The organism is Pseudomonas lini (assembly GCF_001042905.1).
Classification (GTDB): domain Bacteria; phylum Pseudomonadota; class Gammaproteobacteria; order Pseudomonadales; family Pseudomonadaceae; genus Aquipseudomonas; species Aquipseudomonas lini.
Genome location: NZ_JYLB01000001.1, coordinates 606,717 through 631,578, shown reverse-complemented (window position 1 = coordinate 631,578; position 24,862 = coordinate 606,717). Strand labels below are relative to the sequence as shown.

23 protein-coding genes are annotated in these 24,862 nt (G+C 59.4%); 12 read left to right on the top strand and 11 right to left on the bottom strand.

What is annotated here, in order from left to right:
- Positions 1 to 19: 19 nt before the first annotated feature.
- Both nirD and nirB read right to left on the bottom strand, forming a co-directional pair.
- Positions 20 to 406, bottom strand: a complete 387-nt coding sequence (gene nirD / locus TU81_RS02755; RefSeq protein WP_048393232.1) for a nitrite reductase small subunit NirD — start codon at positions 404 to 406, stop codon at positions 20 to 22.
- A complete protein-coding gene (gene nirB / locus TU81_RS02750) occupies positions 406 to 2,967 on the bottom strand; it encodes a nitrite reductase large subunit NirB (RefSeq protein WP_048393230.1) in 2,562 nt (853 codons plus the stop codon). The genes nirD and nirB overlap by 1 nt, the downstream gene beginning before the upstream one ends.
- Before the next feature lie 859 nt (positions 2,968 to 3,826).
- Here nirB and TU81_RS02745 point away from each other — a divergent pair.
- The 5 genes from TU81_RS02745 (at position 3,827) to TU81_RS02725 (ending at position 7,849) form a co-directional block, all read left to right on the top strand.
- The gene (locus TU81_RS02745) at positions 3,827 to 4,180 is read left to right on the top strand and encodes a DUF6124 family protein (RefSeq protein WP_038983161.1); all 354 of its coding nucleotides are present in this window, start codon (positions 3,827 to 3,829) and stop codon (positions 4,178 to 4,180) included.
- Positions 4,181 to 4,486: 306 nt separating this feature from the next.
- A complete protein-coding gene (locus TU81_RS02740) occupies positions 4,487 to 5,092 on the top strand; it encodes an SCO family protein (RefSeq protein WP_038983160.1) in 606 nt (201 codons plus the stop codon).
- Positions 5,092 to 5,565 (top strand): copper chaperone PCu(A)C, encoded by a 474-nt coding sequence (locus TU81_RS02735; RefSeq protein ID WP_048393228.1) that lies wholly within the window; start codon positions 5,092 to 5,094, stop codon positions 5,563 to 5,565. The genes TU81_RS02740 and TU81_RS02735 overlap by 1 nt, the downstream gene beginning before the upstream one ends.
- 138 nt (positions 5,566 to 5,703) lie before the next feature.
- Positions 5,704 to 6,675 (top strand): TerC family protein, encoded by a 972-nt coding sequence (locus TU81_RS02730; protein WP_048393226.1) that lies wholly within the window; start codon positions 5,704 to 5,706, stop codon positions 6,673 to 6,675.
- A 247-nt stretch (positions 6,676 to 6,922) separates the two neighbouring features.
- Positions 6,923 to 7,849: a bifunctional 5,10-methylenetetrahydrofolate dehydrogenase/5,10-methenyltetrahydrofolate cyclohydrolase gene (locus TU81_RS02725; RefSeq protein WP_231983787.1), complete on the top strand. Its 927-nt coding sequence runs from the start codon at positions 6,923 to 6,925 to the stop codon at positions 7,847 to 7,849.
- A gap of 189 nt (positions 7,850 to 8,038) precedes the next feature.
- On the opposite strand, the gene TU81_RS02720 is transcribed toward TU81_RS02725, so the two are convergent.
- A complete protein-coding gene (locus tag TU81_RS02720) occupies positions 8,039 to 8,557 on the bottom strand; it encodes an SgcJ/EcaC family oxidoreductase (RefSeq protein WP_048393224.1) in 519 nt (172 codons plus the stop codon).
- 170 nt (positions 8,558 to 8,727) lie between these two features.
- Here TU81_RS02720 and TU81_RS02715 point away from each other — a divergent pair, with 170 nt between their 5' ends.
- The 4 genes from TU81_RS02715 to TU81_RS02700 are packed head-to-tail and all read left to right on the top strand — an operon-like array spanning position 8,728 to position 13,347.
- The gene (locus TU81_RS02715) at positions 8,728 to 9,912 is read left to right on the top strand and encodes a sensor histidine kinase (protein WP_048393222.1); all 1,185 of its coding nucleotides are present in this window, start codon (positions 8,728 to 8,730) and stop codon (positions 9,910 to 9,912) included.
- Positions 9,909 to 10,562: a response regulator gene (locus TU81_RS02710; RefSeq protein WP_038983155.1), complete on the top strand. Its 654-nt coding sequence runs from the start codon at positions 9,909 to 9,911 to the stop codon at positions 10,560 to 10,562. Before TU81_RS02715 ends, TU81_RS02710 begins: the two co-directional genes overlap by 4 nt.
- Positions 10,559 to 12,886 (top strand): ATP-binding protein, encoded by a 2,328-nt coding sequence (locus tag TU81_RS02705; RefSeq protein ID WP_038983154.1) that lies wholly within the window; start codon positions 10,559 to 10,561, stop codon positions 12,884 to 12,886. Before TU81_RS02710 ends, TU81_RS02705 begins: the two co-directional genes overlap by 4 nt.
- A complete protein-coding gene (locus TU81_RS02700) occupies positions 12,883 to 13,347 on the top strand; it encodes a response regulator (protein WP_030128799.1) in 465 nt (154 codons plus the stop codon). Before TU81_RS02705 ends, TU81_RS02700 begins: the two co-directional genes overlap by 4 nt.
- Here TU81_RS02700 and TU81_RS02695 read toward each other — a convergent pair.
- Positions 13,324 to 14,241, bottom strand: coding sequence for an alpha/beta fold hydrolase (locus TU81_RS02695; protein WP_038983153.1), 918 nt, complete (start codon positions 14,239 to 14,241; stop codon positions 13,324 to 13,326). The two genes, TU81_RS02700 and TU81_RS02695, sit on opposite strands and share 24 nt — an antisense overlap.
- A gap of 303 nt (positions 14,242 to 14,544) precedes the next feature.
- Between TU81_RS02695 and TU81_RS02690 the strand changes: the two genes are divergently transcribed.
- Entirely contained in the window at positions 14,545 to 15,222 is a 678-nt protein-coding gene (locus TU81_RS02690; RefSeq protein WP_038983152.1) for a glutathione S-transferase family protein, read from the top strand.
- A gap of 87 nt (positions 15,223 to 15,309) precedes the next feature.
- On the opposite strand, the gene TU81_RS02685 is transcribed toward TU81_RS02690, so the two are convergent.
- Both TU81_RS02685 and TU81_RS02680 read right to left on the bottom strand, forming a co-directional pair.
- On the bottom strand, positions 15,310 to 16,584 hold the full coding sequence (locus tag TU81_RS02685) for a glucarate dehydratase family protein (protein ID WP_038983151.1): 1,275 nt from the start codon (positions 16,582 to 16,584) through the stop codon (positions 15,310 to 15,312).
- Positions 16,581 to 17,978 (bottom strand): MFS transporter, encoded by a 1,398-nt coding sequence (locus TU81_RS02680; protein ID WP_038983150.1) that lies wholly within the window; start codon positions 17,976 to 17,978, stop codon positions 16,581 to 16,583. The genes TU81_RS02685 and TU81_RS02680 overlap by 4 nt, the downstream gene beginning before the upstream one ends.
- Before the next feature lie 105 nt (positions 17,979 to 18,083).
- Between TU81_RS02680 and TU81_RS02675 the strand changes: the two genes are divergently transcribed.
- Entirely contained in the window at positions 18,084 to 18,986 is a 903-nt protein-coding gene (locus TU81_RS02675; RefSeq protein WP_048393220.1) for a LysR substrate-binding domain-containing protein, read from the top strand.
- A 150-nt stretch (positions 18,987 to 19,136) separates the two neighbouring features.
- Here the strand turns inward: TU81_RS02675 and TU81_RS02670 are convergent, their stop codons facing one another.
- A complete protein-coding gene (locus tag TU81_RS02670; RefSeq protein WP_038983148.1) occupies positions 19,137 to 19,466 on the bottom strand; it encodes a hypothetical protein in 330 nt (109 codons plus the stop codon).
- A gap of 241 nt (positions 19,467 to 19,707) precedes the next feature.
- Here TU81_RS02670 and TU81_RS02665 point away from each other — a divergent pair, with 241 nt between their 5' ends.
- Positions 19,708 to 21,132 (top strand): homospermidine synthase, encoded by a 1,425-nt coding sequence (locus TU81_RS02665; RefSeq protein ID WP_048393218.1) that lies wholly within the window; start codon positions 19,708 to 19,710, stop codon positions 21,130 to 21,132.
- Positions 21,133 to 21,168: 36 nt separating this feature from the next.
- Here the strand turns inward: TU81_RS02665 and TU81_RS02660 are convergent, their stop codons facing one another.
- The 4 genes from TU81_RS02660 to TU81_RS02645 all read right to left on the bottom strand — a co-directional run bounded on the left by TU81_RS02660 (position 21,169) and on the right by TU81_RS02645 (position 24,857).
- Positions 21,169 to 21,873, bottom strand: a complete 705-nt coding sequence (locus TU81_RS02660; RefSeq protein ID WP_038983147.1) for a phosphoribosyltransferase — start codon at positions 21,871 to 21,873, stop codon at positions 21,169 to 21,171.
- A gap of 81 nt (positions 21,874 to 21,954) precedes the next feature.
- Complete coding sequence (locus TU81_RS02655) at positions 21,955 to 22,842, bottom strand: universal stress protein (protein ID WP_038983146.1); 888 nt, start codon at positions 22,840 to 22,842, stop codon at positions 21,955 to 21,957.
- A gap of 175 nt (positions 22,843 to 23,017) precedes the next feature.
- Positions 23,018 to 23,836, bottom strand: coding sequence for an alpha/beta fold hydrolase (locus TU81_RS02650; protein WP_048393216.1), 819 nt, complete (start codon positions 23,834 to 23,836; stop codon positions 23,018 to 23,020).
- Positions 23,837 to 23,963: 127 nt separating this feature from the next.
- Complete coding sequence (locus TU81_RS02645; RefSeq protein ID WP_048393215.1) at positions 23,964 to 24,857, bottom strand: LysR family transcriptional regulator; 894 nt, start codon at positions 24,855 to 24,857, stop codon at positions 23,964 to 23,966.
- Between the last annotated feature and the right edge of the window lie 5 nt (positions 24,858 to 24,862).

Below are 24,862 nucleotides of genomic sequence, written 5' to 3'. Positions count from 1 at the left end.
ATACGGTTCAGGGCGGCAATCAAGCCGCCGCGACTTCCACGACGCCGGCGTTCAGGCGCACCGGCCATACCCGAAGGCGCTGTTCCGGATACTCCAGACAACTGCCGTCTTCAAGACGGAAATGCTGTTTGTAGATCGGCGAGGCCACCACCAGATCACCCTTGAGGCTGCCGATCAGTCCACGGCCGATAACGTTCGCGCCGGATTGCGGATCATGGTTGTCGATGGCGTAGAGGGTGCGACCTACGGCCTGTGGCAGGTAGAACAGCGCCACCTGCGCGCCGTCGAGCCAGACGACGACGCCGGAGTTGCTGACCAGATCCTGCTGGCGGCACACCGCTTGCCAGGCCTGAGCATTGGCCGCGGTTGCAGGGGCTTCGACACGCTGGGTAGTGGACTGGCTCATCAGGCATTCTCCTCGGTGACAGGGATAAGGTTGAGTTCGGCGGCCATGATCGGCCGGCGCTGACCGCGTTCCTGAACAAAGTGGATGTCCGGGTCCGGGCGTTGATCGTTGACGAAGGTGCGGAAGCGCTTGAGTTTTTCCGGGTCTTTAAGGACGTTGGCCCATTCGCACTCGTAGCGGTTGACCACCAATTGCATCTGCGATTCGAGTTCCGCGCCGAGGCCCAGGCTGTCGTTGATGACCACGTCCTTGAGGTAATCCAGGCCGCCCTCCAGGCTTTCGCGCCAGACCGAGGTGCGCTGCAATTTGTCGGCGGTGCGGATGTAGAACATCAGGAACCGGTCGATGTAACGGATCAGGGTTTCATCGTCCAGGTCCGTGGCGAACAGCTCAGCATGACGCGGACGCATGCCGCCGTTACCGGCCACGTAGAGGTTCCAGCCGTTTTCGGTGGCGATCACGCCCACGTCCTTGCTCTGCGCCTCGGCACATTCACGGGTGCAGCCAGAGACCGCGAATTTGAGCTTGTGCGGCGAGCGCAGGCCTTTGTAGCGATCCTCGAGGGTCAGGGCCATTTTCACGCTGTCCTGCACGCCATAACGGCACCAGGTGCTGCCCACGCAAGACTTCACCGTGCGGGTCGATTTGCCATAGGCGTGCCCGGTTTCGAAACCGGCCTCAATCAGCTCGGACCAGATGTCCGGCAACTGGTGCAACTGCGCGCCGAACAGGTCAATCCGCTGGCCGCCAGTGATTTTGGTGTAGAGGTCATATTTCTTCGCCACCACGCCAATCGCGATCAGCTTGTCGGCCGTGATCTCGCCGCCGGCGATGCGCGGCACCACCGAATAGGTGCCGTTTTTCTGCATGTTGGCCATGAAGGTGTCGTTGGTGTCCTGCAACGGCACCAGCGAGGCGTCCATGATCGGCTGGTTCCAGCACGAAGCGAGGATCGAGCCCACCGCCGGTTTGCACACGTCGCAACCGGTGTGACCGCGACCGTGCTTGGCCAACAGTTCTTCGAAGGTGATCACCCCTTCTACCCGCACCAGCGCATAAAGCTCCTGACGGGTGTAGGCGAAGTGTTCGCACAGGCTCTTGTCGACACTGACGCCACGGGCAATCAGTTCATGCTCGAACACTTGCTTGAGCAGCCCCGCGCAACCGCCGCAACCGGTGCAAGCCTTGGTCTGTGACTTGAGCAGGCCCAAGTCGGTGCAGCCACCGTCGATGGCCGAGCAGATCGAGCCCTTGGTGACGTTATGGCACGAACACACTGTTGCTGCCTCAGGCAACGCGCCCGGGCCCAGGGTTGGCGCACCGGTGGACGATGGCAGAATCAGGCTGGCAGGTTCCGACGGCAAGGCAATGCCGTTCTGCATGTATTGCAGCAAGGTGTCGTAGTAGCTGTTGTCGCCGACCAGTACCGCGCCGAGCACGCGTTTGCTGTCCGCATCCACCACCAGGCGGCGGTAGCTGGCCGTCGCTTCATCGATGAACTGATAGCTGCGCGCACCCGGCGTCTGGGCGTGAGCATCGCCGATGGAGCCGACGTCGACGCCGAGCAGTTTAAGCTTGGTCGACATGTCGGCGCCCTGGAACGGCTCCGCCACTTGGTTGCACAGCAGCGACGCGACGCCACGGGCCATTTGATAACCCGGGGCGACCAGACCGAAGAGGCTGCCATTCCAGGCGGCGCACTCGCCGATGGCATAGATATTCGGATCGCTGGTCAGGCACTGATCGTCAATCACCACGCCGCCACGCGGACCGATGTCCAGCGCACATTGGCGGGCCAGCGCGTCTTGCGCGCGGATGCCGGCGGAGAACACGATCAGGTCGGCTTCGAGGAATTCGTCATTGGCAAAATTCATCCGGTAGCGGTACTGCTCGCCAGCACTGATCGACTGCGTGCCACGGGACAGATGCACACCCACGCCGAGCCGCTCGATTTGCGCTTTCAACGCCAAGCCACCCTGCTCGTCCAGCTGCACCGGCATCAAGCGCGGGGCGAATTCCACCACATGCGCTTCCAGGCCCAGGCTTTTCAGGGCGTTGGCGGCTTCCAGACCGAGCAAGCCACCGCCGACCACCACGCCACGCCGGGCATTGGCCGCTGCGGCACGAATCGCGTCGAGGTCTTCAAGGGTGCGATACACCAGGCGCGAGTCGCCTTCTGCACCTTCAATAGGTGGCACAAACGGATAAGACCCGGTGGCCAGAACCAGTTTGTCGTACGAGACGCAACCTTGTGCGGTGATTACCTGACGACGGTCACGGTCGATTTCCAGCACCGGCACGCCCAGATGCAGGGTGACGCCCGGCGTCTGGTACAGAGAGGCTTCGCCCAGGGCCAGCGACTCAGCATCGCGACCGCCGAAATACTCGGACAGATGCACCCGGTCGTAGGCGCGCATCGGCTCTTCACTGAAGACATGCAGGCGATAGTGGTCAAGGGCGCCGCGCTCGATGAGCTGCTCGACACAATGATGTCCGACCATGCCATTGCCGATCACGATCAGTGTTTGCAGTTTGTTCAACGCGGCAACATTGGAATTCATAGTAAGCACCCAGCCAAAGCCAATCACGGTTAAAAAAAGCAAAAAAAAACGCCTGAAACCTCTCGGTTTCAGGCGTCTTTGCCTGTTCTTCGCGGTGTTCGACCTGGCGCCTTCGCCTGATCCACCGATGTTGCCCACGACCTGCTCGGCCGATCGATCTTCGTTGATCGAGTGGGCTGCCCATCTGTTTTCGATGGACCTGAGGGGATCAATGCAGCCTTTGTGCCAGTCGGTGGGTCGATGCTTCATTTGCGTTGTAAAACTTGCGACTGAACAATCGGCAAACAGGCTTGGCGATCGCGGGATAGACGTGTTTTGGCAGGAATAAGACAGTCTTTCAGACGTGGTTGCACGGATCATTGGTAACAGAGGACAAAGGGGAAAACTCAGGGCACCGTTCGCGGCAGGCGCACGTTTTTATGGCATCGCGCTTTATAAAAGTGCATGTAGCGGTTCTTTCGAGGCTTTTACCGCTTGTAGGACGTGCGCGTCAGATTATTCAACATTGCCGGAAAGCGCGTGTTTAAAAACCATGAAGGTTACTTCCTGCAAGCTACAAGATCTTGCGCCGTTGCCTACGCTTACGCCAGAATCCGCCGGCTTGTGCGCCCTGCTCCTGGCCTCTATTGTTTCCGTGCCACTGCCCATCAGTGGTCGGGTTTAGTCGCCCGTGTTAACTCGGTTGTGCGTGCATCTGTCATGCAGGTTTTTCATTGACCTGTACTTTGATGGTGGCTGTACGTAGGGCGCCCTCGGGCGCGCCGGATTGCTGAGTTTCCCGGTCGACTAACCTGCGTGCAGCTGCCTCCCCTTTCGTTTAGTCGCAAGAGGGGTGGCACACCATTAGGAAACTCAGCATATGATAAAGCCTTCACCGAATCCGCCGAACACCGATCCGATATCCCCGTACGAACCCGATTCAAAAGAACTCAACGAGGCCGCCAAACGCGCCCTCGACTTCCACTTCCCGTCGAATGCCGATATCAAAGCCACCGCGCGTACACCCAGTACTATGTTTTCCGTGAACCCGGAGGCCACGGCCGAAACCCTGGCGGTTTTTTTGGTCGAGACGCTGGCCTCGGTCGATGTGATGGTCCATCAGTTGGTCGATCATCTGGAAGGTGAATCGCGTCACGCGCTGCTGGGCATTTCCAACAGCATCATGATCGCGGAGATCACGGCGAACCGGGTACTGGATAAAATAGAAGTGTGAGCTCCATTCCCCTGTGGGAGCGGGCTTGCTCGCGAAAGCGGTGTATCAGGCGACATCAATGTTGACTGTACCGCCGTCTTCGCGAGCAAGCCCGCTCCCACAGGTTTCTCGGTGCTTGCTGCCTGCCATATGTCATACACGCGTCATTTGTATTTCCACGTATCCCGAGACCGCGACCTTTTGGCGCATGCCGGTTGGCCATCGATTGAGCGCCACAGGGCAACAGTTTGTTAACATCCCTGCGCTTTTTTCATCGATTGATCAGCCACTGTAGATTCCCGGTCGCTACACAGGATGCTTTTTTCCATGAGTACGTTGTATACCCGTCGCACGGTCCTGCAAGGCATGAGCCTGTTGAGCCTTGGCCTGCTCGCCGGGTGCGATGACAGCAGCAAGCTGTCGTTCAAGTACGGCAAGGACCTCAGCGACAAGATCATGGGGCGTACCTTCAAGCTCAAGGACGCCCAGGGCGAGTACCGGATGCTGGGCAGCTACCGTGGCCTGATGCCGATGATCTTCTTCGGCTTCACCCAGTGCCCGGCGGTCTGCCCGACGACGCTGGCCCGTGCGGCACAGGCGAAAAAACTGATGGGCCGCGATGGCGAACGCCTGCAAGTGATCTTCATCACTCTGGACCCCGAACGCGATACGCCGCAAATGCTCGACGCCTACGTCAAAGCCTTCGATCCAAGTTTCGAGGCGCTGCACGGTACGCTGGAAGAAACCGCCGCCACCGCCAAGGAGTTCGGTGTGTTCTTTGAAAAGATCCCGAGCGGTTCGACCTATACCCTCTCCCACACCGCGACCAGCTTCGTTTTCGACTCCCGAGGCACTTTGCGCCTGGGGCTGTCCGCGTCCCTTACCGCTAAAGAGTGTGCAGAAGACCTGCTCACCGTCATGGAGGTCTGCTGATGACTTCGTTCTGCACAAAACGTATCAAACAACTGACCTTGGGCCTTTCCCTGATCGGCATGGCCTGGCAGGTGTCCGCCCAAACGCTGGTAAACGACGCCTGGGTTCGCGCGACAGTGGCCGGCCAGCATTCGACCGGCGCCTTCATGACCCTGCAGGCCGACAGCGACAGCAAACTGCTCAGCGTGCAGTCGCCGGTCGCGAACACCGTGCAAATTCACCAATCCAGCATGAAAGACGATGTGATGAGCATGAGCCAGGTCGAGTCCGTCGCGCTGCCGGCTGGCAAATCAGTGAGCTTTGATCCCCATGGCTACCACATCATGCTGATGGACCTGACGGCCCAGGTTAAGGAAGGCGACAAAGTGCCCCTGACCCTGACCGTGGAAAACGCCAAGGGCGAAAAAGAGACAATCAAGGTTGACGCCGACGCTCGGGCGCTCGGCATGCAGGATCACAGCATGATGCATTGAGAGCGTTGCTGAGGTTTTGTCAGCAACACTTCGTAAATAACGAATTGTCAGTGAAGAATATTCGATTTTTCTTCACTGCAATCTCCCCGCTAGCATGACTCTGTCGGCTCCAGAACACGTCCAGACAGTGAGAACGACATGCAACCCCTGAACATCGGCGAACTCTGGATGTGGGTCGCCTTTATCCTCTTCGTCATCGCCATGCTGGCCGTGGATCTGTTTGTCTTCGGCGGGCGCAAGGCGCATCGGGTATCGGTGCGCGAGGCATCGTGCTGGGTGATTGCCTGGTGCGCGCTGGCGCTGGTCTTTGCAGGATTGCTCTGGTGGTACTTGAATGGCGAGTTCGGGCCCGAGATCGCCCAGCGCAAAACTCTGGAATTCCTCACGGGCTATTTGATCGAGCAGTCGCTGTCGATCGACAACATGTTCGTGTTCGTGATGATTTTCGGCTACTTCGCTGTACCACCGGAGTTGCAGCGCCGGATGTTGCTGTACGGTGTGCTCGGGGCAATCGTGTTGCGTGGGGCGATGATTTTCGCCGGCGTGTGGTTGGTGTCGCAGTTCGCGTGGCTGCTGTATGTGTTCGGTGTGTTCCTGATTATCACCGGGGTCAAGATGCTGCTATTCGCCCATCAGCGACCTGACCTCGATAACAACCCCTTTCTGCGTTGGATACACGGCCATCTGCGCGTCACCAGCAGGTTTCATGGCGAGCGTTTTTTTGTGCTGAAAAACGGTCGGCACTGGGCGACGCCGATGTTTCTGGTGCTGGTGCTGATCGAGGCCAGCGACCTGATGTTTGCGGTCGACAGCATCCCGGCGATCTTCGCCGTCACCACCGATCCGTTCATTGTGTTCACGTCGAACATCTTCGCGATCATGGGCCTGCGGGCGCTGTACTTCCTGCTGGCCAACATGGCTGACCGCTTCCACCTGCTCAAATACGGTGTGGCGATCGTGCTGGTGTTCATCGGCACCAAGATGACGCTGATGCCGTGGCTTCACATGCCGGTTGAATGGTCGCTGGCCGTTGTCGGCGGAATCATTCTGACTTCGGTGCTGTTGAGCCTGATCATGACCCGCAAGGAGGATCGAATGCGATCCCTGTAGGAGCTGCCGCAGGCTGCGATCTTTTATCGATAACGATGATCAAGATCAAAAGATCGCAGCCTTCGGCAGCTCCTACAGATTGCCCACGATCCCCTGCCTGTCTTATCTTCCGGTGTTGCGGTGGTATTGGCCTGCCCTCAACTGGTAGCCTGAGCGCCCTTGCCTGCATGTCTCTGATGGATCATCGGTGCGCAAAGACGCCTTGATGATCACTTCACCCCTTTTTAATCAGACAACGGTGACTCTTTTGACCAGCAGCACCCCTGCACTTGCCCGCGATATCGACGGCAAAGCCATTTCTGCCCAGGTTCTCGACGAGGTCCGGGAAGAGGTTCTGGCCCTGGCCGGCCAGCAAATCTATCCCGCCCTGGCGGTCCTGTTGGTCGGCGACGACCCGGCCAGCCACGTTTATGTACGCAATAAACTGCTGCGCGCCAAGGAAGTCGGTATCCGCTCCCTTGAATACCGTCTGCCGGAAACCGCCAGCCAGGCCCAGGTACTGGAACTGATTGCGCAACTCAATGCCGACGCCTCGGTGAACGGCATCCTGGTGCAGCTGCCCTTGCCGGTGCCTATCGATGAGCAGGCGGTGATTCATGCCATCGATCCAATCAAGGACGTGGACGGTTTTCATCGGGAAAACGTCGGCGGGCTGGTGCAAGGCATGGAGGTGTTGACCCCCTGCACGCCCAGCGGCTGCATGCGCCTGCTGCACGAAACCTGCGGTGCTGACTTGAGCGGCTTGCACGCGGTGGTCATCGGCCGTTCGAACATTGTTGGCAAGCCGATGGCGACCTTGTTGTTGCAGGCCAACTGCTCGGTCAGCGTGGTGCACTCGCGCAGCGTCGATGCCCCGGCGTTGTGCCGGTTGGCGGATATCGTGGTCGCGGCGGTGGGTCGGCCAGAGTTGATCGACGCCAGTTGGCTCAAGCCCGGCGCGGTGGTGATCGATGTCGGCATCAACCGCATCGCCGACGAGTCTGGCAACCGTCTGGTGGGCGATGTCAATTACGCCAGCGCCCGCACCGTCGCCCGTGCGATCACCCCGGTGCCCGGTGGCGTCGGGCCGATGACCATTGCCTATCTGCTGAAAAACACCCTGATCGCCAGCCAGTTGCAACGCACCGCGCAGGCCCGCGGGCAGCAGCCTGAGGACGACCTGGCTTTGAACTGACACAACGCACAGTCAGCTAAGGCGCGATTCCTGTGGGAGCGGGCTTGCCCGCGATGAGGGCGAGTCAGTCGATATCAATGTTGACTGATACACCGCAATCGCGGGCAAGCCCGCTCCCACAGGGATTGTGCTTGACTGACATTGGGCTGTGTCTTGCACATTTTTTGCGATTGGCCATCGAAGACGTAGTTATTTCCCGGCGTGCAGCACCTGCGCCTGCGGCATCGCCGAAGAGTGGTGGTTGAGAATCTTCCACTGACCGCCCACTTGCTCATAAACGAAGGTGTAACGCGCCTGTACCTGACGGGTCTTGCCATCGGCCTCGGTCAGGAAAAAGGTGTAGACGCCGCTGTCCATGGCCACGTTGGCGCCCAATGGACGGATCTCACGGTAGTTGATCTGGCCCACCGGCTTGAGCGCCATGAAGTGATCGAAGTAGTCCTTGATCTGCGCGGGCGTGGTGCGCACCTTATTGGAAACCGTCGGCTGTAGCACTGCGTTCGGCGCGTAGAGGTCGACCACGCTCTGAACATTGCCGCTCTTCAACGCGCTATTCCATTGATCAAACAGTGCGGCGATTTCGCGATCCTTCACGTTACCGGGCTGTTCGGCCACGCTGCTGTAGACGTACGGCACTGCCTCCAACGCCTGGGCCAACGGGGCGGTCAGGGCGAACAACAGGGCGATGGTTGAGGTCTTGAATTTCATTGCGCTATTCCAATGGTGGTCGATGGCCCCACTGTGCCGCTCGAAACGTCGCCCGCCATCGGCCAACCGGAGTCATTTGCCTATGCCATTCGGCAGATAGCGCCCTGCCCCGTTAACAAGGTTTAATGACGCCCCTGCCCGAACGGGCGTGTCTGCGCCGGAACCCGCCCATGCAAATTCATGATCATGACCCCGGTAGCGCCCTGGCCATTCGCACCCAATATCGGCAATCGCAAAGTCGCGCGGCGCGTCTGCGGCTGCTGGTGGATACCGGCCAGGAACTGACGCAACTGGCCCCTGAAGCCATGCGTCAACGGGTGCTGCAACGGGCCTGTGCCTTCCTCGCGATGGACCACGCGCTATTGCTGGAATGGGACGTGGATGCGCAGGTCAGGACCACCGCCAGTCATGGTAGCCGTGATCGTTTAAACAGCCTCGAACACCTCGCCGATACCGCGATGCGCACTCCGCGATGGCAGGAGCAGCCGAGCGCGATCCTGCCCAATGTGCTGCGAGTGCCCTTGCGCGGTGGCGATGGCGCGGCCTTCGGTGCGTTGGTGCTGGCCAACAGTATCAGCATCAGTGCACCGGACACCGAGGACATCGAATCCCTGCAATTGCTCGCCACCCTGCTGGCCGCGCACCTGGAAAACCAGCGGTTGCTGGATGCACTGGTCGCCCGCGAGCGCACCATGTCCGATCTGGTGCATCGGCTGTTCAGAGCGCAGGAAGACGAACGCAAACGCATGGCTTACGACCTGCACGACGGTCTGGCGCAAACCCTCGCCGGGCTGCATCAGCGCCTGCAAGGTTTTGCCGGCCGCTGCCCACCTCTGCCGGACGAACTCGGTGCGGACTTACAGACGATTCTTGCATTGGCCCAGCATTGCGTGGGTGAAGGCCGGCAATTGATCAGCGGCCTGCGCCCGACCGTGCTCGACGACTTTGGCTTGCTGAAGGCGGTCGACAAAGAGGCAGATCGCCTGCGCGACGCCGGGATCAAAGTGAACTGGAGCACGCGTTGCGAAGCACGTTTGCCCAGCCAGGTGGAGATCGCCCTGTTCCGGATTGCCCAGGAAGGCATCAACAATATTCTCAAACATGCACAGGCCAGCCACGTCGTACTTGCGCTGGAACTGCACGAAGGACAAGCCTCGCTGCGGGTGGACGACAACGGCCAAGGTTTTGCCATGGAGCAACGACTCGACACCTGCGGCGCCCGACATCTGGGGCTCGCGGCGATGCAGGAACGCGCGAGCCTGCTGGGCGGTGATTTCACCTGCGTCAGCCATGCGCACGGCGGAACACAACTGCGCGCCACCGTCCCTTCCGACCTCAATGGAACAGCTCAATGACTGAAGTTTTACGTCTGGTTCTGGCGGACGATCATGAGGTCACCCGAACCGGCTTCGTCGCGCTTCTGGCGGGCCATCCGCAATTCGAAGTGGTCGGCCAGGCCCGCGATGGTCAAGAAGCGGTGGACGTTTGTGAACGCCTGCTGCCCGACATCGTCATCCTCGACATTCGCATGCCCGTGCTCAATGGGTTGGGCGCCGCGCGGATTCTTCAACAGCGCCTGCCGACCCTGAAAGTGGTGATCTTCACCATGGACGACAGCCCGGATCACCTGGAAGCGGCGATGAATGCCGGTGCCGTGGGCTACCTGCTCAAAGACGCCAGCCGCGATGAAGTGATCAACGCCCTGCAACGCGTCGCGGCGGGTGAGGAAGCCCTCAATAGCGCGGTCAGCGCACGTCTGCTACGGCGCATGACCGAACGCAACGCCAGTGGCGCCGCGCCTGCCGAAACCTTGACTGCCCGCGAACGCCAGGTCCTCGGATTGGTGGCCAGCGGTTTCAGCAATCGCGAAATCGGCGAAGAATTGGGCATCACCACGGGAACGGCCAAAGCCCACGTAGAACGGGTCATCGGCAAACTCGGCGCCGCCGACCGAACCCAGGCCGCCGTTCGTGGCATCGCCCTCGGTCTGGTGACCCAGTCATGAAAGTATCAAGCGCGCGCCGCTGGGCCGATCTGCCATTACGCGGCAAAGCCCTCGTGGTGATTTCCCTGCCGCTGGTGATCCTGATGCTCTCGCTGGTGTTGATCTACATCACCGAACGCCAGACCGCACGCGCGGAAGAGGACGTGCGCCGAGTGCTGCTGGTGCAAGGCGACATTCAGGCCGTGCACACCCTGCTCGCCGAGGCCGCCGCCAGCGTACGTGGTTATCTGCTGACTCGCCGCGAGGATTTCCTGCCAGGTTATCGGCAAGCCAAGCCCTTGATCGAATCTGCCCTGCAGCGGCTCGACAGCAACGTTCGCGATGAGCGGGTGCGCAAACATCTGGAAGTGATCACCCCGTTGATCGACACCAAGGTCGAAGGCCTGGTTGAGCTGCTCGATGATCGCAACGCCACACCCGAGTCGATCACCACCATCCTGATCAACAACAAGCACATCCTCGACGAATTGCGCGAACGCATCAGCGCCATGCGTACCCTTGAAGACACGCTGCTGGCCGAGCGCACCGCAGCGGCCGCCTCCACTCGACAGCGGTTGTTGTTCTCCACCTTGCTGGCCGCTGCGTGCGGGTTGTTTGGCGCCATTGTGGCGGTGCTGTTCCTGTCCAAGGGCATCGTCGCCCGGGTCAAACAGGTCCAGGGCAACGCACAACGGCTGGCACTCGGTCAGCCGTTACTGCCGCAACCGCCGGAGAACGATGAGATTGGTCAATTGGGCACACGTCTGGTCGAAGCCGGGCTGTTGCTGGCTGAACGTGAACGGGCGTTGCGCGATAACGAAGAGCGCTTGCGGCTGATCATCGACGGGGTGAAGGACTACGGTATTTTCGCCCTCGACACACGAGGCTTCGTCACCAGTTGGAATGCGGGCGCCGAACGGATCAAGGGCTACACGGAACAGGAAATCGTCGGCCAGCATTTCTCGGTGTTTTATCTGTCGCAAGAGTGCCCGCAGCATCCCGACATGGCGCTGCGCGAGGCCACTCGCGACGGTCATTACATGGAAGAGGCGTGGCGTTGCCGCAAGGATGGCAGCCGCTTCTGGGCCAGCGTAGTGATTACCGCGCAATACGACAGCAGTGGCGCCCTGCGCGGATTCTCCAAGATCACCCGCGACATCTCCGATCGCCGCGTGGCAGAGATAGCACTGAGCACCGCACGCGAAGAAGCCGAACGCGCCAGCCGCGCCAAAAGCGAATTCCTGTCGCGCATGAGCCACGAACTGCGTACCCCGCTCAACTCCATTCTCGGCTTCGCGCAACTGCTGGATATGGACTCGTCCAAAGGGCAGCGGGCACAGATCGGTCACATTCTGCGGGCCGGACAACACCTGCTGACCCTGATCAACGAGGTGCTGGACATCGCCAAGATCGAGGCCGGGCGCCTGCCACTCAACGTTGAAGCCGTGCCCTTGGCGGTGGTGCTGCAAGAAGCCCTGACGTTGGTTTCGCCCATGGCCTGCGACGCCGGCATCCAACTGGTCGAGCTGCCGATACTGGCCGCCGACAGCGGAATCGTCGCCGATCGGCAACGCCTGGTTCAGGTGCTGCTCAACTTGTTGTCCAACGCGATCAAATACAACCGGCCCCAGGGCCAGGTGCACATTGAAGTCAGGGTCATTCAGCAGCGAATTGCCGTGTCGGTCTGCGATACCGGTAAGGGCATTGCGGCCGATCGACTGGAGCAACTGTTCAAGCCGTTCGAGCGCCTGGAGACCGATCCGAACGTGGAAGGTACCGGCCTGGGTCTGGCCTTGAGCAAGAGCCTGCTGGAAATGATGAACGGCAGCCTGACCGTCAAAAGCCAGCCCGGCGAAGGTTCCAGTTTCACCCTGGAACTGCCCTTTGTGCGCCTGCAACCCGTCACCGAACCACCGGTTTCACGAATCAGTCACCCAACCGTCACGGCCGCCCTCACCGCTCCCGATTACCAGGGTAAAGTGCTGTGCATCGAAGATAACCTCTCAAGCCTGGCCCTGATCGAAACCCTGCTGCACCGACGACCGCATATCCAATTGCTCTCAAGCATGCAGGGGCAAATGGGCCTGGATCTGGCCCGTCAACATGCGCCGCAGCTGATTTTGCTCGACGTGGCGCTGCCGGATCTGGATGGTTTCAATGTTCTGCAACGCTTGCGCCAGTCTTCCATCACCCGTGCCATTCCAGTGCTGATGATTACCGCCGATGCCAGCGACCTCACTCATCTGGCGTTGCTGGAGGCGGGAGCGACGGCGGTGCTGACCAAGCCGATTCACATCCCTTCATTCCTCGCCCATCTCGACCAGCATCTACCGGAGCCTGTGTGAACACTGACCTGCGCATTCTGATCATCGACGACCAGCGGCCCAACCTCGACTTGATGGAGCAGTTGCTTGTCCGCGAAGGATTGACCAATGTACTGAGCAGCACTCAGCCGCTGCGAACCCTGGACCTGTTCAACAGCTTCGAGCCTGATCTGGTGATTCTTGACCTGCACATGCCGGAGTTCGACGGCTTTGCGGTACTGGAACAGCTCAATCGGCGCATCCCGGCCGGCGAATACCTGCCGATCCTCGTGCTCACCGCCGACGCCACCCGCGATACCCGACTGCGCGCGCTGGCCCTGGGCGCCAAAGACTTCATCAGCAAGCCACTGGATGCCCTGGAAACCATGCTGCGCGTCTGGAACCTGCTTGAAACCCGCGCGCTGTATAAAGCCCTGCGCACCCTGGTCCCAGCAGATCAGATCGAGTTGCTGCGTCAGTTAAAGCCGCACCCAGTTAGCTGACTGAAGGGGCGGAATCACTGACGATTTGCCACTGAATGTCAGGTCACGGGGCTGGCTCGGTATCTTGGCGACCGGTTGCAGAAAGCCCAGCAAGGCTTGTTGGGTGTCACTCCATGCCGTTGGGTGTTCCATATCGAGGAAGTGCCCGGCGTTCTTGATGGTCTGAAACTGAGCCTGACGGCTATGAGCGGCAAAAAGACGAGCGTCTTCCACCGAGGTGTACTCATCCCATTCGCCGTTGATAAACAGCAGCGGAACTTCGATGGCATCGGCACAGGAAACGTAGCAGTGAGTGTCCTGGGTCAGCACCTCATTGACGTGAAAATGCATCTGTTGGTATTCGTGTTCGTCCAGGCTGCTGACATGGCGCTCATTGAAACGCTTGAACAGCGACGGCAGGTGCTTGCCGATGGTGCTGTTGATCAAGCGCCCGACATTGCGCCGATCACACGCCTGGAGAAAATCCCGACCGCTCTCCAGGTAATCGCGCATCGGAGTGTTGATTCGCGCGGCGAATGAACTGATCACTGCCTTTTCGATTCGTCGCGGATGCTGCGCCAGCGCCAGCAAGGTCGCCGCCCCGCCCCAGGAAAAGGACATCACATGCTGCGCACGAAAGTGCTCGATCAACTCCAACAGGATTGCGGCCTCGTCTTCCTTGCGGATCGGTTGGTCATGCAGGTTGTGTTGTTTCGATTGACCGGCGTAGGGCTGATCGTAGAGGACTACGTTGAAGCGTGGCCGCAGGTAGCGCACCGTTTGGGCAAAAGATGCGGTCGTTGCCAGCGAGCCATTGACCAGAATAATGGTCTTGTCGGCGGTGGCGTTGAGATAATGCTCGGTATAAACCTTGTACTTCTTGCCAATCTCGACGATCGCGGTTTTCAGCATCATGTCATTCTCTTCCTTGAACAAATTGGATCATCACACAGCGTGAATGGCTATCCGGCTTCCTCCGGGCAAGCCTGACAGCAAGAACCAGCGACAACGGTACAAGGGCGCTGAGATGAACGCCATGACTAACAAGTCACAAACCGACCAGTGGCTCAGTTAAGCAGGGATTTTCCCATGTGCAAGTACGCACGCTTGAAAGTGGCGGCCCTGACGCATTGCCAACATCCGCCTATGATTGTTCATTGCCCCACCTTCATCAGTTCCAGGGCTCTCGCCCCCTCACATCAAATGAGGAGTTGAAAGATGTCGCTGACGCTTTACTACCATCCGCTGGCGTCGTTCTGTCACAAAGTACTCATCGCGCTCTACGAAAACGGCACCGAGTTCGAGAGAAGGATCATCGATCTCGGGGACGCTGCCGACAGCGCAGAACTTCTGGCATTGTGGCCAATCGGAAAGTTCCCGGTTATTCGCGACCCTGTTCACCAGCGGAATCTGCCGGAGTCCAGCATCATCATCGAGTACCTGGATCGACAGTATCCAGGTAAGCACCGCCTGGTCCCAGACGATTGGGATAGCGCACTGGAGGTCCGGTTATGGGATCGTTTCTTCGACCATTATGTACAAGTGCCGATGCAACAGATTGTCAGTGATCGGCTACACGCGACCAACGGTGATTTGAGCAGAGAACGGGCCACGCTGGAGACGGCGTATGGCATGCTCGATCGCCGGATGGCGTCCAGAATCTGGGTGGCCAGCCCGGCGTTCAGCATGGCCGATTGCGCCGCGGCCCCGGCACTTTTCTATGCCAGAACGCTCGTGCCATTCCCCGACGATTACCGGCATTTGAGCGCCTATTTCGAGCGGTTGGTACAGAGACCGTCATTTCAACGGGTGATTGACGAAGCCAGGCCGTGGTTTTCGTACTATCCGTTTGCGGAGGCCATCGAGCAACGGTTTCTGGCGCCGGATAACACATGAGCGGCTCTAACTGCCTTTCGCGCCTGATGCCAGTCGGGCGGGCTGAAGCGCGAAGGGACAGTTGCCGGTTTGTCAGGTAATGCGCGATCAAAACCGCGGTTTGATCGTCTTCCACTCCGGCTTGTAACGCTGCATCTGCTTCACGTCATCGCGCTGACGAATGCCGCAGGTCAGGTATTGATCATGCAGCTTGCCCAATTGATCGTGATCCAGCTCAAGGCCCAACCCTGGCGCACGGGTGATTTTCACGCAGCCATCGACGATGGGTAGCTTGCCACCCTTGATCACCTCTTCGTCCGGTTCCTGCCAGGGGTAATGGGTGTCGCAGGCGTAATCGAGGTTGGGCACCGAGGCGGCGACATGTGCCATGGCCATCAGGCTGATGCCCAGGTGCGAATTGGAATGCATGGACACGCCAAGGCCGAAGGTGTCGCACATTTTCGCCAGCGCCTGAGTGTCGCGCAGGCCACCCCAGTAATGATGGTCAGCGAGCACGATCTGCACGCTGTTCAACGCCACGCTATGGCGGAACTCATCAAAATCCGTGACCACCATATTGGTCGCCAACGGCAGGCCGGTGCGTTTGTGCAGTTCGGCCATGCCGTCGAGGCCTGGCGTCGGGTCTTCATAATATTGCAGGTCATCGCCCAACAGTTCTGCCATGCGAATCGAGGTTTCCAGCGACCAGTTGCCGTTCGGATCGATGCGCAGCGGGTAACCGGGAAAAGCTTTTTTCAGCGCTTTGATGCACGACACTTCGTGCTCCGGCGGCAGTGCGCCGGCCTTGAGTTTGATGCTCTTGAAGCCATAGGCCTCGATCATGCGCCGGGCCTGGGCGACGATCTGTTCTTCGTTCAGGGCTTCGCCCCAGCTGTCCGGTTTGTACGGTGAATCGATGTGTTGCGCGTACTTGAAGAACAGATAGGCGCTGAACGGCACTTCATCACGAATCGCCCCACCCAGCAGGTCCACCAGCGGCACGTTCAGGGAATGCGCCTGTAGATCGAGAAACGCCACTTCGAATGCCGAATACGCGTTGCTCACCGCTTTGCTGGCATGTGAGCCGGGCGCCAGTTCCGCCCCGGCGATGCTCTGGGTTTTGTTTGCCGCCACGGTGGCCTGCACGATGGCGCGCAACTGGTTGAGGTTGAACGGGTCGAGACCGATCAGCTGACTTTGCAATTGCTGTTGAATCGCTAGCGCCGGGGCGTCGCCGTAGCTTTCGCCCAAGCCAATGTAGCCATTGTCGCTCTCGATCTCGATGATCGAACGCAGCGCGAAGGGTTCGTGAATGCCACTGGCATTGAGCAGCGGCGGATCACGGAAGGCGATGGGGGTGACGGTGACGCGTTTGATTTTCAAGAGGCAGCTCCCTTTGGCTCGGTATTCAAGGCTTGATGACTGACAGGATTTTTTGGCGCTGCGGCGTCGACCGGTTTAGCGGTGAGCGAGCGGCGCGTGTCGCCACGCGGTGCCGTGCGGGCAAAAAAGATCACCACGGCCGCCACCAGCGAAGTGGCCGCCAAGCCGTACAAGCCGCCTTCGATGGAGCCGGTGGTCTGTTCCAGGAACCCGAATGCGGTCGGCGCCACAAAGCCGCCGAGATTGCCGATGGAGTTGATCAGGGCGATCACCGCCGCGGCGATACGCGCATCCAGATAGCCCTGGGGAATCGGCCAGAACAATGCTGAAGCCGCCTTGAAACCAATGGCCGCAAAACAGATGGCGACGAAGGCGAAGATCGGCCCGCCGGTGGTGGACATGAACATGCCGAACGCGGCAATCACCAACGTCACCGCCACCCAGGCTTGCTGGTATTTCCATTTGCTGGCCATAGCGGCGAAGCCATACATCGCCAGGATGGAGATGATCCACGGGATCGAGTTGAACAGGCCGACCTGGAAGTCGCCGAGGTTACCCATCTTCTTGATCATGCTGGGCAGCCAGAACGTGGCGCCATAAATCGTCAGGGCGATGGAGAAGTAGATAAAGCAGAACAGGGCAATCTGCCGGTCAGCCAGCAATTTGAACATCGACGGTTTGACCGTCTGCACGGCTTCGCGAGCCTGCTGTTCCAGGGCAATGGCGCTTACCAGCGCGTCCTTCTCTTCAACGCTCAGCCATTTCGCCTCGCGTGGATGGGATTGCAGCCAGAACCAGACAAACCCACAGAGCACGATGGAAGCAAAGCCTTCAATCAGGAACATCCACTGCCAGCCATGCAGGCTGAGACCGTTGACGTGCAGCAGCGCGCCGGACACTGGACCGGAAATCACCGACGCAATGGCCGAACCGCTGAGGAAGATCGCCATGGCCTTGCCCCGCTCGGTCGATGGCAGCCATTGGGTGAAGTAATAAATGATGCCGGGGAAAAACCCTGCTTCGGCGGCGCCGAGAATGAAGCGCAGGACATAGAAGCTGGTTTCGCCGCGCACGAAGGCCATGGCCATCGCCGCCGCACCCCAAGTGAACATGATGCGCGTCAGCCAGGCGCGGGCACCGTAGCGTTGCAGCAACATATTGGACGGCACTTCGAAGATGGCGTAACCGATGAAAAACAGCCCGGCGCCCAATCCATAGGCCGCTGCGCCAATGCCCAGGTCGGTTTCCAGATGGCTGCGCACGAAGCCGATGTTGACCCGGTCGATGTAGTTGACGATGAACATCACCACGAACAGCGGCAGTACATGACGCTTGACCTTGGCCGCTGCTCGGGCAAGGACGGTCGGGTCCGGCGGACTCTGATGGTTATTCAAGGGCGACTCCCGTTCATTGTTTTTTTAGGGGAGAAACGATCATGGACGCGCCTATTGATCCCGTCTAATCTAACTTGGCACTCGATTGATACCCGGATTAGATCAATGTTCGAACTGACGCAACTGCGCTGCTTCACTACCGTGGCCACCGAACTCAACTTTCGCCGGGCCGCCGAACGGTTGAACATGACCCAGCCTCCCCTCAGTCGCCAGATTCAATTGTTGGAGCACCATCTGGGCGTCGAGTTATTCAACCGCACCACGCGTAGCGTCGCTTTGACCGCCGCCGGCCGTGCCTTTTTCATCGAGGCGCAGAACCTGCTGGAGCGCGCTCAGCAAGCCGCCGTGACCGCCCGACGCTTCGCCGAAGGGGACATCGGTACGGTCAACATCAGTTTCGTCGGCAGCGCGGTGTACGAATTTCTGCCCAAGGTCATCGCTGAAGCGCGGCTCAAACAGCCTCAGGTCAAAATCGATCTGTCGGAGATGAATACCTACCAGCAACACGAGGCCCTTCGCACCCGCCGGATCGATCTGGGCATCGTTCGCGCGCCGTTGCTGGAGCCGGGCTATGCCACCGAATGCCTGGTGCGTGAACCCTTCGTATTGGCCGTACCCCATACCCATCGGCTGGCCAGCGCCGAAACGGTGTCCGTCAAAGACCTGGACGCACAACCCTTCCTTATGTACTCCCATGCGGCTTACCCGCCGTTCAACGAACTGCTGACCGGCATGCTCCGCTCGGCCCGCGTCGCCCCGGAATATGTGCAGTGGCTCGGCTCGTCGCTGACCATCCTGGCCTTGGTCAACGCCGGAATGGGCCTGGCCCTGGTGCCGCGTTGCGCCACCAGCGTCGTGTTCAAGAACGTGGTGTTTCGCGACATCGATCTGGGGGAAGGCGTGCAGAGCGAGCTGCATTTGATCTGGCGCGAAAACAACGACAACCCGGCGTTTGCGATGTTGCTGGAAGGGATTCGAAAGGCTGTCAGAGAGGGATGGGGATTGTGAGTTGTCGGCGTATGTTACGAGGGAACCCCCGTAGGAGCTGCCGCAGGCTGCGATCTTTTGATCTTTCCAACGGGCGACTCGTTGCCTGAACAGACGCCAAAGTCAAAAGATCGCAGCCTTCGGCAGCTCCTACGATTAGCCGCCCCCAGCCTACCGTTGCGCCAATTCATGCTTGATGCATTGCTCGTAATACGTTTGCTTGATGTCGGCAGGCTTGAGACGGGAGGGACTGTTGTAGGTTTGTTCCGTGATCCCCATGGCGGTCATGCGCATCCACGGCCGGGGAAATTTGCGCGCTTGCAGTTTCCTGCGTGCCCCGTAAAGCGTGAGCCCGGAAAGCTTTGACGCCTGTGCGCCAGCAGCTATGTCCGAGCCCCAGCTGCAGACGAAACGACTGTTCTTGCTCAGGTCCTTTGCCTGAGCCTCAAGCGAGAGAGTCACCAGGGCAAACGTTGCAGCCATCCATACCAAAGTCCGCATATCGCCAATGCCTAACCTTCTGAAAAGAAAGCAAGTTTGACAACGAACCGGACATCGGGGGGCCAGCAGTTCGCCTCATTTCCATGAGTTTTTTTCGGTCTCGATGGGGCAGTTGATCCACCTTGAGGGAGTCCGAAACTTTTTTGAGTTTTAAGTCAGCGTTGCAGTCTCTAGTTAAGAGCGTCGTGATTATCGACAGGTCATTCGCGGCGAACGCGCTGTCAGGCGGTGGAGGCAATCGATGTCAGATCTTGAGCATGTCATTCAGCCCTTCAATGCCAGGTTGGTGATGATCGGCTCTGGCTGTATCGGCAAAGGCGTACTCCCGCTGCTACTGCGCCATCTTGAGCTTGAACCGCAGCGACTGTTGATCCTTAGCCCTGGTGAAGATGGACGTTTGCTCGCGCAGGAATTCGGCGTCTCCCACCAAGCCGAGCAACTGGACCAGAGCAATTACGAGGCGGTGCTGGACCCTCTTTTGAGCGCTGGCGATTTCCTGCTCAACCTTTCGGTAGGGGTATCGAGCCTGTCCCTGATTCAGTTCGCCCAGCGTAAAGGCGTGCTGTATCTGGACACCTGTATCGAGCCGTGGGAAGGCGGTTATATCGACCCCGACAAATCCCTGTCCGAAAGATCCAACTATGCATTGAGAGAAGCGGCACTTCAGCTTCGGGGTGAAAGTGCGCAAGGTCTGTCCACCGCCATGTTGACCCACGGTGCCAACCCAGGGCTGGTGTCTCACCTGGTCAAACAGGCACTGGTCAACCTCGCTGAAGATTTGGGTGACACAACGCCCCTGCCCGCTAATCGCGAAGAATGGGCGCAACTGGCCAGCCGACTGAATATCCGCTGCATCCACATCGCCGAACGCGATTCGCAGTATTCATCGCAACACAAAATCGCCGATGAGTTCGTCAACACCTGGTCAGTGGACGGCTTCATCAGTGAAGGCAGCCAACCGGCGGAATTGGGTTGGGGCAGCCATGAAAAAGCGCTTCCCGAGGATGGCTACTACCACGCCTTCGGGTGCCAGGCCGGGATCTATCTGCAACGCCCCGGCGCCTCCACGCGGGTTCGCACCTGGACACCCTCGACGGGGCCAACCCATGGGCTGCTCGTGACCCACAACGAAGCCCTGTCGATTGCCAACTACCTGACCCTTGGCCAGGGAAGGCAACCGACTTACCGGCCGACCGTCCACTACGCCTATCGGCCCTGTGACGATGCCCTGCTCTCGGTGTATGAACTTGCCGAGCGCAACTGGAAACCCCAGAGCGGCGAGCGCCTGCTCGATGATGAAATCCTCGACGGCAGTGACGAACTCGGCGTGCTACTGATGGGGCATGCCAGAAACAGTTATTGGTATGGCTCGCGCCTATCGATCCAGCAAGCCCGGGCTCTATGCCCCTATAACAGCGCCACCAGCCTGCAAGTGACGGCGGGCGTGCTGGCCGGTGTGATCTGGGCTATTCGCAATCCTCAACGCGGCATCGTCGAACCGGATGAATTGCCCTTCAGGGAGATTCTGCAGATCTGCATGCCGTATCTGGGCAATGTAGAAGGCATTTATTCCGACTGGACGCCGCTTACCGGACGTCACTCACTGATGCCCGAGCAGACCGATGAATCCGATCCGTGGCAATTCGTGAACGTCAGGATTACTTGAAGGCCTGACGTGGTTTGCTCCACGCCAGGCAACGGCTCAAATACCGGAACCGTTCTGAAATGAGTCGCCCGAGCCGGACTCTCTCTGCCACGCCCGATGCAGAAGATCGATGACTTCCTCATCCGATGTCTGCGAAAAATCCGTGTACCAATGGCCGATCGATATCAACCAATCAGGGATCAGCGGGCAAATCAGCTCGTCCACTTCGTCACGCAACGCCTCTGCCGTCTCAAGGGGTGCCACCGGCACGGCAACGACGATGCGAGACGGCGCTTGCAGGCGCACGGACTGTATCGCGGCCATCATCGTCGCCCCTGTCGCCAGGCCGTCATCGATCAGAATCACCACCTGATCCTTGAGTGCCACAGGTGCGCGCGATGCCCGGTATACCCGCTCGCGACGCAACAACTCCTGCGTTTCCTTTGCAACCACGCCATCGAGCGTGCGTTGATCAATACCGTTAGCCCGCAGCGCATCGTCATTGACGATTTGTATGCCGCCACTGGCAATCGCGCCCATGGCGAATTCCTGGTGGGTTGGTACTCCCAACTTGCGCACCAGCATCAGGTCCAGGCGAACCTCCAGGGCCGTGGCCACTTCATAGGCGACCGGAACGCCGCCACGGGGCAAGGCAAGGACGATGACGTCGGCTCTTTTAGCGTACTTAAGCAACGGCTCCACCAAGCCTCGGCCGGCATCCACCCGGTCATGCAAGATGGTTTGCAATGAAGGACTAGTCATTTGAAAACCTCCCCGGGGCGGGAGCCCCAAAAACGGGCGTTCGTTTGACGGCGGCCATCATTCCGATTGGGGAGCCTGCCCCTAGACCGCCAGAATGCTGCAAGGCACCTGATACAGAATATGTTCGGTCGTGCTGCCAAGCAGCCGTTCCAGACCACGGTATTGGGTCCGGCCCACCACGACCACATCCATCTGATGCTGGTGGGCGAATTCGCTCAGCACCGAGACAGGGTGCCCCATAATGAAATGCCGACAGTCAGAGGGCACACCGAACCGAGCGGCCAATTTGAGAAAAGACTTTTCCAGGTCGCTGCGCAACTCCCGGGTAAGCTCCGCGAGCGTCAGACCGCCGCCCATGTCCGCCAGAAAAGCTGCCGAAATGTCACACGCGTACAGCAGATGCAACTCGGCATTGCACTGCAACGCCAAGCCGGAAGCCTGCAAGATGATCCGGTCATTGAGTTCATTGTTCGAAGGCTCGGTGTCTGACACGTCAACCGCGGCCACTACCTTCTGCGGCAAGGCATGGCATTCACCCCCAACCAGATAAACCGGGACCGGACAATGGCGCAATAAACGCCAATCCAGCGGCGTGAAGAACGCGCGCTTGAGCACGGGTTCATGCTGCACTTGCTTGATCAACAGATCGGGCTGCATCTGCGTGACGTGGTCAAGGATGTCCTGGCGCATGTTGTCAGCCCATGCGACTTCGGTTGTCACCTCGATCCCCCGGCCTCGCATCTTTTCCGCCTGCTCATCGAGCCAGTCGCAGTGCTCCTGCAGGTAGGTCGCCCGGGCCATTTTGCGGTCGCCTTCTTCGAGCAGCGACAGAATGTCCAACGAGGGAATCAGGCCGGCAATGTGCAAGCTCGCCCCGCTAGCCTTGGCCAGGGCGGCGCCATGGTTTATCGCAGGCGAATGGCGCAGCAGCGGGTTGATGATCAGTAATAACCGTTGATACTGGCTCATGATCTGACTCCCAGACAGGTTGATCCTCGACGCCGGCTCAAGAATTCGGCATCAGGCCCAGACTCCGCCATTAAAGCCTCTTAAGCGTTGATTTATATCAACTCCTTGAATGAGGCATTGCAGGGGCCACTTGAAAAGAATAGTTCACAACGGTGCTGTACAACTCGTGCCGGACTCATCCGCGATGGCCGTTCGCCTGAAAATCGGCGATCTGTTGCCACATCGCGATCGGATTGGAATACATGGGGAAATGCCCGCATTGCGCAATCGGCGCCAAGCGCACGCCTTGGGCCTGGATATGCGACAGATAGGACAATGACGCGTTCTGCTCGCCGTACATGAACAGGCGCGGGCATGGCAGGCCGAAGAACTTGCCCATCAAGTCGGCGTTGTCGGAGAGATCGACCATCGACTCAAAAATCCCGCGCACCGCTGCGGCACGAACCTTGTGCCGCAAGCTCGCGGAATAAAGCGCACTGGCATAAGCGGGCGCGTGCCGGGCGCGTTCGATGAAGGCGGCGAAAAACACCTCGGGATCGTCCGCCGGGTAATCAACGATCTGCCGGCTGAGGAAGCAGTCCTCCGGGGCGATGTTGCCCTCGATGTCGACAAAGCTGAGCACCCGGTCCGGGCATTGATGAGCCAGCATCAGTGCGGTCAGTCCGCCCATGGAATGGCCCACCAGATGAAAACGTTCGATACCGAAATCCTCCAGCACCTGCAACGCGGTCTTCAGCAGAAAAGGGATGGAAATCCGCGAAAGGTCGCCGCACTGGCTTTCGCCGCAACCCGGTGCGTCATAAGCGACGAAAGGATGACCGGCGAATGCGGCCTGCTGCACGATGTCGGCATAGTCTTCCTTGGTCGAGCCAAACCCATGCAGGAACACAATCGGCGCCAAGGCACCGTCGCGGTGAAGGGTGGCGATGTTCAGCTCGACGCCCTCCACCGTCAGAGGGATATGCACTTTAGTGAAGGTATCGGGTGTGGACACGTGATGGATTCCTTGAGCGAAAAAGTGACCGCCGGGCCGGAGTTGCCGCCAGCAAGGCCGACAATTTCAGGGGGATCGGGCCTTCTGTAAATTCCTCATTCGGGAATACCGTCATAGGTCAAACCTATCAAACTCTCTTTCGGAGCCGGGCAACCACCTCCTCCACCAGCGGATTGGGTCGATCGGCGTTCCAGGCCACCGCAGTGGTCACCACATTGAGCGGCTGGCTCAGCGGTCGCAGCACCACATTATCGGGGGCCAGTTTTTTCAGCGACGCCGGCACCAGGGCGATGCCTTGCCCACAACTGACGAAAGCGATTTGCGAGGCGACGGAGCGCACTTCATGCAGCACGCGCGGGGAAAAACCGCTGGCGCGACAGGTCGCGATCAGATTGTCGAAGTACACCGGGCTGACCTTTCGGGAAAACATCACCAGAGGCTCAGTGGCCAGGCTCGACAGGCTGATGCGCTTGCGCGAAGCCAATGGATGATCGCTGGGCAAAGCCACGACCAGGCGATCCTCGGTCAGCGGCAGCGACTTGATCGAGGCCCCCAAGTCACCGTCCAGACGGGCGAAGGCCAGGTCGATGTCCCCGGCTTCCAGCGCAGGCACGGCTTCGACGCTGTCGATTTCCCGCACGGACACGGTGAGGTGCGGGTAATCGATCTTCAGTTGCTCGATCAACCCGGGCAACACATCGAACATCGCCGTGGAAATCGCACCGACGGTCAGCATCCCTGACTGCCCCGCCACCGCCTCTTCCACGGCCAGTTCGAGGCGCTCCAGTTGCTCGGCGAATTTGCGCACCGCCGGCAGGATCGCGGCCCCCACCGGAGTCAGCTTCGCCCCGCGCCGCGAGCGGTCGAACAGCTTGACCTTGAGCGCCTGCTCCAGCACTTGAATCTGCTCGCTCAGCGGCGGCTGGGACATGCCCAGGCGTTTGGCGGCGCGGCCGAAATTCTGTTCTTCGGCAACAGCCAGGAACAACCAGAGGTGACGAATCAAGCGGAAATTGATCATGGTTA

Excerpts from the sequence above, each read along its gene's own strand:
- TU81_RS02645 (WP_048393215.1), bottom strand. The coding sequence starts at position 24,857 with ATGATCAATTTCCGCTTGATTCGTCACCTCTGGTTGTTCCTGGCTGTT.
- TU81_RS02720 (WP_048393224.1), bottom strand. The coding sequence starts at position 8,557 with ATGAAATTCAAGACCTCAACCATCGCCCTGTTGTTCGCCCTGACCGCC.
- TU81_RS02655 (WP_038983146.1), bottom strand. The coding sequence starts at position 22,842 with ATGAGCCAGTATCAACGGTTATTACTGATCATCAACCCGCTGCTGCGC.
- TU81_RS02665 (WP_048393218.1), top strand. The coding sequence starts at position 19,708 with ATGTCAGATCTTGAGCATGTCATTCAGCCCTTCAATGCCAGGTTGGTG.
- TU81_RS02670 (WP_038983148.1), bottom strand. The coding sequence starts at position 19,466 with ATGCGGACTTTGGTATGGATGGCTGCAACGTTTGCCCTGGTGACTCTC.
- TU81_RS02695 (WP_038983153.1), bottom strand. The coding sequence starts at position 14,241 with ATGATGCTGAAAACCGCGATCGTCGAGATTGGCAAGAAGTACAAGGTT.
- nirD (WP_048393232.1), bottom strand. The coding sequence starts at position 406 with ATGAGCCAGTCCACTACCCAGCGTGTCGAAGCCCCTGCAACCGCGGCC.
- TU81_RS02710 (WP_038983155.1), top strand. The coding sequence starts at position 9,909 with ATGACTGAAGTTTTACGTCTGGTTCTGGCGGACGATCATGAGGTCACC.
- TU81_RS02675 (WP_048393220.1), top strand. The coding sequence starts at position 18,084 with ATGTTCGAACTGACGCAACTGCGCTGCTTCACTACCGTGGCCACCGAA.
- TU81_RS02660 (WP_038983147.1), bottom strand. The coding sequence starts at position 21,873 with ATGACTAGTCCTTCATTGCAAACCATCTTGCATGACCGGGTGGATGCC.
- TU81_RS02740 (WP_038983160.1), top strand. The coding sequence starts at position 4,487 with ATGAGTACGTTGTATACCCGTCGCACGGTCCTGCAAGGCATGAGCCTG.
- TU81_RS02730 (WP_048393226.1), top strand. The coding sequence starts at position 5,704 with ATGCAACCCCTGAACATCGGCGAACTCTGGATGTGGGTCGCCTTTATC.
- TU81_RS02745 (WP_038983161.1), top strand. The coding sequence starts at position 3,827 with ATGATAAAGCCTTCACCGAATCCGCCGAACACCGATCCGATATCCCCG.
- TU81_RS02690 (WP_038983152.1), top strand. The coding sequence starts at position 14,545 with ATGTCGCTGACGCTTTACTACCATCCGCTGGCGTCGTTCTGTCACAAA.
- TU81_RS02705 (WP_038983154.1), top strand. The coding sequence starts at position 10,559 with ATGAAAGTATCAAGCGCGCGCCGCTGGGCCGATCTGCCATTACGCGGC.
- TU81_RS02715 (WP_048393222.1), top strand. The coding sequence starts at position 8,728 with ATGCAAATTCATGATCATGACCCCGGTAGCGCCCTGGCCATTCGCACC.
- nirB (WP_048393230.1), bottom strand. The coding sequence starts at position 2,967 with ATGAATTCCAATGTTGCCGCGTTGAACAAACTGCAAACACTGATCGTG.
- TU81_RS02735 (WP_048393228.1), top strand. The coding sequence starts at position 5,092 with ATGACTTCGTTCTGCACAAAACGTATCAAACAACTGACCTTGGGCCTT.